We start from the raw sequence: 11439 nt of genomic DNA on the forward strand, positions 1-11439 counted from the left end.
ATGTAAATGAAGTTTACTTTAAAAAGGAAAGCCTTTTACATTTAGCTCCGTTGTGTAAATTCCAGCTTGTAAACATACTTCTTCACCACATAAACGCAGTTTATTTCCATCCATTGGTGCTGTAAGCCCTGTAACAAATAACGTTTTCCCATCACTGCCACCAAAAGCAATATTAGTAACAATATGAATACCGTCTACGTTTAATGTACCTACTTCTTTTTGATTATTGTCGAGTATCACCACCACTTGCCCATCTTTTCTGTCAGCTAGTTCTCGCGTAGTTGTAACATAAATATTGCCGCTACAATCTTTACCTAGCCCATCAATAGGAGTGTTTAACAATTGTTTAGGTTGAGACACTTCACCCTTGTTTAAGTCAAATACCCACAAACCTTGTAAACCACCAACAATCAGCTTTTGTTGATCAAAAGACAACATAATGCCATTGGGTTTATCAGCCAAAGCTGGAACAAGTTCTGTAACCGCAGTCGCATTTACTTTACCGTCGGCTGTAACACGATAAACTCGTTGCCCTTCTTCAGTAGAGCCTGCATTTCCGCCTCCCTGCACAGTGGCTAAATCAACATTCGACGGAATATTCCAATTTGGATCAGTAAAATAAATCGTATCATCAGCAGCAAGTGTTAAATCATTTGGTGAGTTAAAGCGCTTGTTTTGATAACTACTTACAATTGGCGTTACCTGTTTCGTTTGCCAATCAATTTTGGAAATAGAACCATCTAACTGACGTGTAGCAATTAACTCGCCTTTGCTATTCAACGCTAAGCCATTGGTACCCGCAACAGTATCTTCCAACCAAACTTCAGCTTTACTACCCGGAACCCAGCGCCAAATAGTAGTTTGGTTAGTTAATTTACCCCCTTTTTCGTCAGGCTGGTGTGTGCCCATATTGGTGTAATATAAAGCTCCATCGTGCCAAACCGGACCTTCAATATTGTTAGCCCCTTGGTACATTAATGGAATATTGTCTACACGAGTTAACTTTACATCGGTTAAATCTAACTGTTCACTTTCAGAACCTGCAGGACAATATAATTCATTCAATTTTGCAGTCGCTAATGACTCTGGCTTTGCTGAACTAGCTGAATTTGCAATAACACTATTTGTACAAGATGCCAAAAACAAACTCGTACTCAATACTGTAATAAATGTGAATTTTTTAGATTTACCTTGATGAAATGACATTAAAAAGCCTTAGCGTGTATTAATAAAATTAGCGATTAACTTAATCGTTATCATAGCTTAAATTATAAAAGACTAAAAAGCCGATTACTCAAGTATTTATAACAACAACCCGTTTTTGAATATTGATAGGATTAATGACTTTATAATTTCCTCAACAAACAATGCTGCAGGCGATAAATATAAATCAAAACGTCCTTATTAAGTTAGTTACACAACAAGCTAACGTTTAGTATTACAATAAGCTTTAATAACCTTGTATATATTTTATGAAGTAGGCTTAACCACAGCTTCATGTAATAGTATTAGGCATTTTTTAACCTGTATAAACTAGCTGAATATTAATTCATAACACTAGATTTACAGCATTTATTAATAACACTATTAAGTACAAGTTATGCCAAACAATAAGATAATCAAACTAAGTCTAACTCCAGCAGATTTTGGTGATATTTCTGATGAACTTGAAGAAGGTATATTCAACTCATATTTATCAAAGCCACATCATCAAGATGCTCATAAGCACACACATAAGAATGTACACCGCTACTATGAAGATGAATCAATAGGACTTTACATTGATGTCTCAGGTGCTACCAACAAAATAGAGTCTGCTGTGCCTCATGCCTTTGATGAATTTATAAGTATCATCGAAGGTGTTGCAGAAATAAAAAACAATAAAACAGGCATGATAGACACCGTTATGGCGGGCGAAAGCTTTGTTATACCTAAAGGCTACGATTACCAATGGCATCAAAGCGATCACTTACGTAAACTCCACCTCATTTATAAGCCACAAAATGAGCCTGAAAACTCAAGCCAAGTAAGTCTTGTTTATATAAATGAGCACAGCTCAGTACCTTGGCAAGCAACGTCTGATGGCCATAATAAAAAAGTCCTTTACCAAAATCCAAGTCAAAGTTTTACATCAGGTATATGGCAAAGCAAAGGCTTTGACACAGGTTTCATCACCTTCCCATATAATGAATTTATTATCATTAAACAAGGTAACCTTACTTGTACTGAGGCTGAGGGCCTTGAGCATAAAGTAAGTTCAGGCGAAGCTCTATTTATACCAAAAGGCACTCGCTGCTCGTGGTTGGTAACAGACGATATAACTCTTTACTTTGCACAAATAAAACAGCCTTAAAGGACTTATAAAACCTGAGTAGCTTTATCATAAGTAAATTTAAAATAGAATATGGTATAACAAGTACTGCCTTATTTATTGTTAACTCTCAATGGCAATTAAAAACCAATGAGACTTATCCCTTCTTAAAAACAAACGAAGGCAACGAATAAACAAAGCTTCCTTACAACAACTTATTGCTAAATCACCTCAACAGGGTTGTTAATAATTACTGACAGTTGTTATAGCTAAGTAGACAAATCTAAGGTAGCGAAACAAGCGTTTTTACTTGCACTAAGTAGCTACGTGATACGGGCACAAGCTGTTGATTAACTAATTTTAACAATAGTTTTCGCCCTTCTTTCTCTTCCCCTACTACCGCCTCTTTTGCGACCCACCAAGACCGATGTGTTTGTACGCCAGGGTAGTCTTCTAAAAATGCTAAAGCATCTTTAAAGCGCATTAGTAGTAGGTGATGACCTTTATCGGTATGCACCTTCAGGTAATGATCATCCATTTCTAAACAAAGTAACTGCCCTCGTTTTTCTAATGGCAACTTCTGCATAAATTCTATGAATTTTTTATCTGTTGTTTCGATATGACTTTTTTGTTGCTCAATTAACTGCTTTTGTTGTTGCTGCAATTGTTGCTTTTGTAATTGAAAATGGTTTTTTACCGTGTAAATGAAAGAAATCAGCCCTCCCATAATAAAAGTTCTCAGCATCATCTGTGGTACCAAAGATAAATAAGGCGCTGGAATATCAAAAAATATCATAACAATAAAAGGCACGACGAAGCTCATGATGGCACTGCCGATTGTTGCTAAAAATACAATACGACACCAATACTTAGAAAAAATAGTATTGGGTCGTTTTTGCAAAAAGTCATTGCCAAAATATATTATGGGAGAATAAATAAAGTAGCCACTAAAACAAAGTAACAACCAAAAGATCCACCCCTTTAGCAAACCAATATTATCCATACCGAAAGGGGTTAACAAAGCTAAAATACTAGCAATAATTACAATTAACATAGCATCAGCTTTAATCTTATTTATATCCCACTTTACTATTTTATCTTTATTTTCAATGGGTAATTCACGATTCGTCAATGGTACATCGGCCTTTTTGGTTATTTATACGAAGAATTTGTGTTATTTCACGAACTCTTGATGTTCTTTTTATTTTTAGCATTTTATCCTTTTTCATCATCGAAACAACGATAACAATTTATTTAAATACTTATCTAAATGCTTATCTAAATGTTAATAAAATAAAAAAGGAAAATAAAATGAATTCAACATTAACAACAATCTGTTCTATTGCAATGTTATTTACAACTCCGCTTCTATCGGCAAAAACTTTAGAGTTTACCATTGACGGAATTAAATCAAGCAAGGGGAAGATATACGTTCAACTGTTTAAAGGTGAAGGAAACTATCAAAGTAATAAAGCTTACCTTTCTAGCATTGCTGTCGCTAAGCAAGGACAAATAACAATACGGTTTAACGATTTAGACGTTGATGACTTAGCTACTGACGGCGCAGATGCTAACGACCTAAACAACGATTACGCTATTCGTTATTACCATGATGAAAATGACAGTGCCAGCATGGAAACCAACCTCTTCGGCATGCCAACTGAAGGTTACGGCTACTCGAACAATGCCAAAGCAAACTATGGCCCAGTAAAGTACAAACAAATAAAGTTTTATCTCACTACTGAAACCGTTTCAAACACTTCTACTATCGTTTACTAATCGAATTAAGGGATTAATCATATGCAACGTCGTCAGTTATTAAAAAATATTGCCGGTTTAGCCGGAGTTGGTGCTAGTAGCTTGGTACTGGGTAACCCTATCGCTACGCTGGTTAATTCAAGTACTCAGCGTAAGGCTGATTTACTAGTCAATGCGAAACAAGCATTTAGCAGCGCTATAAAAACTAGCCCAACATTATTAGGTTTACAAAACACTACCGGTAACTTCCCACCTCAACAACTGATTATCGAAGGAAAACTGCCTAACGATATCAGCGGTGTATTGTACCGTAATGGCCCAGCTAAGTTTGAGCGAGGCGATCAACGTTATTTACACCAATTTGAAGGTGATGGCATGATCAATAGCTTCACCTTTTCAGAACAAAGCATTACCCATCAAGGTAAGTTTGTGCAAACAACAAAGTTTATTGCAGAGCAGCAGAAAAATAAATTTTTGTATTCAGGTCCACTAAGCCAAATAGAAAACAGTAGAAATGTTTCACTCGCTGATGCGGTTAACACCGCTAACATTAATGTTATCCCTGTTAATGATGAAATTTGGGCATTGTGGGAGTCTGGGTCAGCAACCGCTATGAACGCTAAAACACTCGACACTAAACGTCGCGTAAATTTAGGCGAAAATAGCCAATATGGTGACAAACTTAAAGGATTAGCATTTTCAGCACATCCTAAAATTGAAGCCAATGGTGATATTTGGAATTTTGGTTTAAGCCCTTCAGGCCATATTGCTTTGTACCAATTATCGTCAAAAGGCATCGTAAAAAATGTTGGGATGATAAACGCACACTATCGCGGAAAAATGCTGCATGACTTTCTGATCACTCATAAACATATCTTAATTATATTACCCTCATTAACGGCAAACTCTGTAAATGATTCTAGCGCTACAGCTTTATTTAAAAGCTTTAAATACGATGAAAATTTACCAATGCAAGTATTAGTCATCGACAAACAGTCATTGACCTTAAAAAAGCAATTTGAATTGGATGCTGGCTTCGCCTTTCACTTTGGTAATGCGTGGGAAGAAACTGATGGTACGATTCATTTTGATGCGAGTATCAATACCAATGTTGATGTGATGGATGAACTGTCTGAGCTAATGTCGGGTAAGTTACGAAATTTAGATAACTCACCGCATACAGCCCTTTTCACATTACATACAAATGGTAGCACCACAAAATCGAGTATTGAGGGCGATAGCGAGTTTCCACGAGTTTATGATCATTTAGTCGGACAACGTAATAAAAAGCTTTATACACTTTCTCATACAGAAAGTAACTTTTGGCGTGATACCGTTTGTTGCTTAGATACCGACAGCGGAGAAAAAGATAAGTTTGTTTACGGTGAAGACTTTATAGCTGAAGAGCATATTATTGTTTCCAACACCGCAAAAGAAGGTGAAGGCTATTTAGTAGGTACTGCGTTACACATACCGAGTAAACGAACATGTTTAAATATATTTAAAGCCGACAGTTTAAGTGAAGGACCTATTTGTAGAGCATGGTTACCCTACCATATTCCACTAGGTTTACATGGCAGTTTCAAAGCAAGTTAATGCATAAATTAGTGCGTAGATTAATGATCAACAGATCCTAATTAAGTTTTTAAGTTAGGATTGATAGATGGTAGGTTTAAGAGCTACTTCCCAGTTCTTTCCTACCTCATTTGGTTAGATCAAAAGCCATCATTTCTGCCGTTCATATCCCAAGTTTATAAGTAAGCTGCTCAGAATATATTTTATAATAAATAGTAGATTTATATTGTTGAGAAGTCTGACTAATAAACTATAACCACTCAAAAAAACTTTAACCAATTGATATTTAATACTTATTTATATTTAACATTGAATATTATTGAGACTTCTCAGTAATATCTAAGCTGTAGTGATAATTAAAACTTTATTATTCCTAAATCTATGAAAATATGGGATATTGATACTAATTAAATAAATGTTATGGGACTGATATTACTGAGAAGTCTCCATAATTAGCTGTTATAGGAATATCAAGTTTGGGCACTCAAGAAAACTTAAAAAAATCCGTTGAGAATTGGCGAGATATTGTCGTCTTTAATGCCAAAAATGACTCACTGCGAGCCTTTGTTGATTCTGTTGTATCTTCAAGTTCTGATATCGATAAAACCTCAAACTGGGCAATTGGTGTGGCAGGTGCTATTTCAGGTTTATTAATTACTAATCTTGACAAATTAACTCCAAAATTCTTCGAAATAAGCGAGATTAAAATACTCTTAATCATTTTGGTGTCGTCAATATTATGTGGGTTGGCACAAAAATCACTTGCATTAACTTGTTCTGTTCACCTCAAAGTAACTGAAGCCACAGCAAATAAACTAAAAGAAATAATAGATACATTCGAATCAAGCGAAGCGTCAATACAAAAGATGATAGATGACCATCAATTAGATACTGATATCGAATTTGATATATACAAAGTAATTGAGAGGTTTGTTAATTTATCACCGTTTTATATAAAATGGTACGCACAAAAAGAAACACAGAAAGTATTATCCGATCCTGAGTATAACTCCAAAAAAACCCTTAGATCATATTATCGACAAAATGGATGGTTGTTACTTCAAGCTATGTTTTTTATGTTTTTTATTCTATTCGCAGTAACATCCTTATAAGTCAGTCAAGCAGGACAGCTCCCTCGTTTTAGTGGACAACACCTCACACTAAAATAAATAAGGTGCAGTTAAACTCCCAATTAACTCGTCAAAAAAAAGGTAATAACATCGCTGTTATTACCCTTTTTTATATCTAAATACCTAAACACTTAACTAACCAGAACTCAGTTTAAGTCGTTAGCTTAGTTAGTTCGCTTTTTAAAACTAAAGCTACCTTCATTAATCGCTTTGCCTGATTGATCTCTTGGCGTTGTAAAGTAATCAATATTTAAGCTGTCTGCTTGGTTATCTAAAGTAATGTGAGCAAATCCCCAAACGAAGCTTTTAGACCAAACTAAATCGTACTCTGGGTAATGCTTTTCTTGAAATCTAGCAAATGGTGAATGCTTGCCACGCATTTTAGATGCTGCACCACTTATAATTAATGGTAGTGGTGGTTTATCTGAATGGCCGTATTTAGAGCAATCATCCGTTAATAATTCTAAATCATGCTCGTGGCCAGCAATGTAGGCATCAGCATTTTCACATAATGTTGGCATAATGAGTTTGCGTAATACATGACCTTCGCTGTATTTAGTACCGCCAATCGACCAAAGAATATGATGGCCATATACTACTTTCCATTTAGCTGTTGAGTTTTCTAAGCCGTGTTTTAACCATGCTAATTGTGTAAGGTTTTCACCTTTTACTGGGTTTTCGTGTGGTTCTGCGTATTCAAGCTCACCTTTCTTTTGTAGTTTTGCTTGTTCAAGCTCCATTTCACTACCGTCAGGATTCAAAGGTACTTCGTAAATTGGTTGAGCTGAAAGCAACATGTTGGTGTCTAGTACAAAAAACTCAACATCGTTACCCTGCTCACCTACTTTGTATTGATAGTAACCTTTTTCATCTAAGTAAAAGTTAGGTTGGTTTTTCATCCATTCGGTTTGTAAAGCCACGCCTTTGCGAGATGATTTCCAGTCATGATTTCCTAGTGCTGAATACACCATCATGTCTTTGTTATCTGCTAAAAGTGGTAATAGTGGTTTTAAAATAAGATCGTCCATACGCTTTTGATCGTCTTTACCATCATTAGCGTCAGCGCCATCAGGGTAAATATTATCACCAAGCTGAATAGCAAATTCACAAGTGCGCAATTTACAAACTTCAGCCATAGCCAAACCTACAGCAGCTGCGCCAGTGTCTTCTGTTGCGGTTTCTGTATTTGGGTAAACGTAGATAGGTGCGTGATCAAACTCTTCAATTGGACGATAGTCTTCAAGCCAGTCTTTACGTTCTTTTTCAATAAATTGCTCTTTATTTCTCGGCTTTTTAATATGTTTAATTTTTGGGTAGTCGGGATGATAACCACCATCACCAAAGGCCAGAAATGAGATATTTCCAGCCTTGTCCCATGACGACTTATTATCAGCTGTGCTTTCTTGGTTTGTTTGTTTTTCTGTAGCTGCTAACTGGCTACAAGCCATGGCACCACAAGCGATAAGAATTGAAGTATATAAAGTGAAATTATGTTTCATATTATTTATCCGAAAAAACGTACTGCAATAAAATTATTACAGTACGTTTGGTTTAAGTATTTAATTTAAATGAGTTATATCTAGAATGATGTGATAGATACACCTAACTCAAACGTACGACCGTATTGCTCGTACTGATAGTTATACTGTTTATTACCGTGATATAAATATAGTGCTTCGTCGGTAAGATTGCTTGCATTAAAGTAAAATTGCACATTGTCTGAATAATGATACTTACTGCTGAAGTCGATTTGTGTATGGTCGCCTTCATACACGGCAATGTCATTTACTTCAGATTGGAAGGTTTCGCTCTTATAACTTGCACTTAATCGTGTGCTAAAGCTATTGTTTTCAAAACCAATCATTAAATTACCTATGGTGTCTGACTGGTTTGGTAGGTTATCGTCAGCATCTACCAAGGTAGCGTTAGCACCTAATAGTAAGCCAGAATCAAAGGTTTTATTCCAAGCTAGCTCAACACCTGTCAATGAAGCGCTGCCCCCATTTACTGATTGAATAACTTCTTCAAATCCATCCCACTGACCATTGTCTTGTACTTCGCTTTCAATAATAAAGTTGTCGATATCTTTATAAAATAAGCCAGCTGATAATACGCCGATATGACCTGGGTAGTATTCAACTGAGAAGTCTAAGTTTTGTGATTCGTAAGGGTCTAAATCAGGGTTACCCACTTCAGCTTTACGCTCTACTTCAATAATGCCATTATCAATACTAGTCTCAGTTTCTATTAACTGAAATGCGGCTGAATCACCAAAAGTAGGACGTGCAATAGTTTGCGTGTAAGCAAAACGCATTTGTAACTTGTCGCTTGCACTGTATTTAATGTTTAAGCTAGGTAGTAAGTAATCGTAGTCTTTTGAAACTTCCCAAGTTGAAATATCAACTCTTTCAGTGTCTGTAACTTCATCAGCGATAAGATCTACTTTGTTGCCTGATGTTTCGAAACGTGTATCTTCGTAGCGTAAACCTGCCACAACTAACCATTTATCAACTTCTAAAGTTACCATGGCATAAAGAGCTAAAACATCTTCTTTACTCTGGTATGTGTTACCTTGGCTTTCAATGTCAGACTCTAATGAATTTAACTCAAAGCTTGCTTCATTAGCACGAACATAATCAGCTAATCCAGAGCGCGACAAACCTTCGCCAAAGCTACCTAAACTGTAATCAACTTCACCTGTACTAAATGCATCAGCTGTTACATCGTCGAATCCACCATCATAAATACTCGCATTTACATCGTTAAATTTCTCACGGCTGCGGTATTTACCACCAAACTTGAATGCACCATTGTAATTGTTCCAAACAAAATCTTTGGTGATATCAAGTTTAAAGCTAGTTTCTTCGTCTTCAGTTAAGTTGTTTGCATAAAGCACTTCATCTAATTCAAAGTTCGCTAAATCTTGTGCATCAGCTGATTGGGTTAATACAGGTACTTCACCAGAAGTTAAGTAACCTAAAGCAAAATCTTCGCCTGCGAACGTAATATCAAGACGGTCAGGCTCTTCTTCTGTCGATTTTGAATAACCTAATTGGTATTCAATAAATAAGTCACCCACTTGGTTTTCGCCACCGGCAACAACTGAAAGTATTTCTTGGCTTTCGTATCTGTCTTTAGTGTCGCGTTCCATTTCGGCATCAATATATTGTGCAGAGGTGTCGGTTTGTGTAGTTAAATCAACTGCGCCTTTATCAAATTTGTATTGATTACGTAAGCGATATTCATCATCAGAAAACTTACTGTAGAAGCTGCGTAAGTAATATTTATCTGTTGGTGTTACGTGTAAATCTATGTTTAACGCTGCACCAAATCTTTCACGTTCAATTTTATATGAACGCTGTTCAATTTCTTCAGCACCAAATATTTCTACATCGTCACCTGTTGCTGCATCTTCGGCTTCAATTTCGCTCCAGCCACCATCAGTTTCAGAATTTTCTGAACCAAATTCACGTTTGAACCAAGACAATGCGCCAGCAACACCTAATTGGCTACCACCATCAAGAACAAATACATCTGAGAAGCTACCTGAAACTTTTGGGCTTGCTTCACTAACTTGCTCATTATAAGAGCCTTGAACATTTAAGCTGTACGAGCGCCCTTCTCTGTCAAAAGCACTTAAGCTTTTCACTTCGATTGAACCACCTACAGCATTCGCGTCCATGTCTGAAGTTACACTTTTACTTACTTCTAAACTTGAGATTAGCTCACTTGGAATTACATCCATTGCCACACTTCGTACACCCGCTTCAGGTGACGGAACGTTAAGACCGTTAATGGTTACGTTGTTTAAGTTAGGATCGATACCTCGAATCGCAACAAAGCGTCCTTCACCTTGGTCACGTTGAATAGATAAACCCGGTAAACGCTGTAAAGCTTCAGCCGCATTTTGATCAGGTAATTGGCCAATAGAATCAGCACTTACCACAGAAACTAAACGGTTAGCGTTTTTCTGTTGGTTTAACGCGCCAGCTTGGCCTGCGCGTTGTCCGTAAACAATCACGTTTTCCATGCTGTCTTTATCAGCACCAATAACATAATTTTTTGTTTGTTGAGCGTTAGCAGTCACTACTAAGGTTTTACGTACTTCAGGTACACCAAGATAGCGAATAACTAAAGTGTATTTACCTTCTGGTAAGTTATCAAAATGGAACGAACCATCGCGTTTACTTACCGTAGTTAAATTTAATTCTTCAATTTTGATTTGAGCGCCTTCAAAGTAAACGCTATTTCTTGAATCAGTAATACGACCTGATACATCGGTTTCAGCTAGTGAATCGAGCGACGTAAAAGCTAATGCACTGATTAAAGCGGTATTGAGTAATGTTAACTTACCTAGTGAGGACTGCTTTTTCATGTTTTCTCTCATTATTTTTATGTTTTTTATAAAAAATGCATTAGCGCCTTTTTAGACATATGCATTCAATTTATTGTTTTAATGGCGCTACAATAAACGAGAAAAATGACATTAATATTTCAGGATTAAGACAATGTAATAAATTGTTTTTAGATGTTTTTTAAAAATGAATCACACAAGAGCATGTTTTTTAGGAGCAGAAAAACCTTAAGAACAATAACTATTATGCAAAATACATCCTTATTGAATTGATAAACAAACAAAACCTAACCAATTGAAATATAATAATA

8 protein-coding genes are annotated in these 11439 nt (G+C 36.2%); 4 read left to right on the forward strand and 4 right to left on the reverse strand.

Annotated features, from left to right (window positions below; translation table 11 throughout):
* Positions 1 to 18 precede the first annotated feature (18 nt).
* Positions 19 to 1206: an SMP-30/gluconolactonase/LRE family protein gene (locus tag Q5N69_RS12585; RefSeq protein ID WP_304369301.1), complete on the reverse strand. Its 1188-nt coding sequence runs from the start codon at positions 1204 to 1206 to the stop codon at positions 19 to 21.
* A gap of 394 nt (positions 1207 to 1600) precedes the next feature.
* Here Q5N69_RS12585 and Q5N69_RS12590 point away from each other — a divergent pair, with 394 nt between their 5' ends.
* Positions 1601 to 2353, forward strand: a complete 753-nt coding sequence (locus tag Q5N69_RS12590; RefSeq protein WP_304369303.1) for a cupin domain-containing protein — start codon at positions 1601 to 1603, stop codon at positions 2351 to 2353.
* A 241-nt stretch (positions 2354 to 2594) separates the two neighbouring features.
* On the opposite strand, the gene Q5N69_RS12595 is transcribed toward Q5N69_RS12590, so the two are convergent.
* Positions 2595 to 3443 carry a LytTR family DNA-binding domain-containing protein gene (locus tag Q5N69_RS12595; RefSeq protein ID WP_304369305.1) on the reverse strand — a complete coding sequence of 283 codons (849 nt, stop codon included), beginning with the start codon at positions 3441 to 3443 and terminating at the stop codon, positions 2595 to 2597.
* A 179-nt stretch (positions 3444 to 3622) separates the two neighbouring features.
* On the opposite strand from Q5N69_RS12595, the gene Q5N69_RS12600 reads away from it, so the two are divergent.
* The 3 genes from Q5N69_RS12600 (at position 3623) to Q5N69_RS12610 (ending at position 6756) form a co-directional block, all read left to right on the forward strand.
* Complete coding sequence (locus Q5N69_RS12600) at positions 3623 to 4090, forward strand: DUF2141 domain-containing protein (RefSeq protein ID WP_304369306.1); 468 nt, start codon at positions 3623 to 3625, stop codon at positions 4088 to 4090.
* Between the two features lie 21 nt (positions 4091 to 4111).
* Positions 4112 to 5665: a carotenoid oxygenase family protein gene (locus tag Q5N69_RS12605; RefSeq protein ID WP_304369307.1), complete on the forward strand. Its 1554-nt coding sequence runs from the start codon at positions 4112 to 4114 to the stop codon at positions 5663 to 5665.
* 455 nt (positions 5666 to 6120) lie between these two features.
* Positions 6121 to 6756, forward strand: coding sequence for a hypothetical protein (locus Q5N69_RS12610; RefSeq protein ID WP_304369308.1), 636 nt, complete (start codon positions 6121 to 6123; stop codon positions 6754 to 6756).
* A gap of 182 nt (positions 6757 to 6938) precedes the next feature.
* On the opposite strand, the gene Q5N69_RS12615 is transcribed toward Q5N69_RS12610, so the two are convergent.
* Complete coding sequence (locus Q5N69_RS12615; RefSeq protein ID WP_304369309.1) at positions 6939 to 8273, reverse strand: metallophosphoesterase; 1335 nt, start codon at positions 8271 to 8273, stop codon at positions 6939 to 6941.
* Positions 8274 to 8353: 80 nt separating this feature from the next.
* Positions 8354 to 11149 (reverse strand): TonB-dependent receptor, encoded by a 2796-nt coding sequence (locus Q5N69_RS12620; protein WP_304369311.1) that lies wholly within the window; start codon positions 11147 to 11149, stop codon positions 8354 to 8356.
* Positions 11150 to 11439: the final 290 nt, after the last annotated feature.

It is taken from the genome of Pseudocolwellia sp. AS88 (assembly GCF_030551755.1).
GTDB lineage: Bacteria > Pseudomonadota > Gammaproteobacteria > Enterobacterales > Alteromonadaceae > Pseudocolwellia.

Bases quoted from the DNA above. Each gene is read 5' to 3' on its own strand.
- Q5N69_RS12585 (WP_304369301.1), bottom strand. From the start codon at position 1,206: ATGTCATTTCATCAAGGTAAATCTAAAAAATTCACATTTATTACAGTA.
- Q5N69_RS12590 (WP_304369303.1), top strand. From the start codon at position 1,601: ATGCCAAACAATAAGATAATCAAACTAAGTCTAACTCCAGCAGATTTT.
- Q5N69_RS12600 (WP_304369306.1), top strand. From the start codon at position 3,623: ATGAATTCAACATTAACAACAATCTGTTCTATTGCAATGTTATTTACA.
- Q5N69_RS12605 (WP_304369307.1), top strand. From the start codon at position 4,112: ATGCAACGTCGTCAGTTATTAAAAAATATTGCCGGTTTAGCCGGAGTT.
- Q5N69_RS12615 (WP_304369309.1), bottom strand. From the start codon at position 8,273: ATGAAACATAATTTCACTTTATATACTTCAATTCTTATCGCTTGTGGT.
- Q5N69_RS12620 (WP_304369311.1), bottom strand. From the start codon at position 11,149: ATGAAAAAGCAGTCCTCACTAGGTAAGTTAACATTACTCAATACCGCT.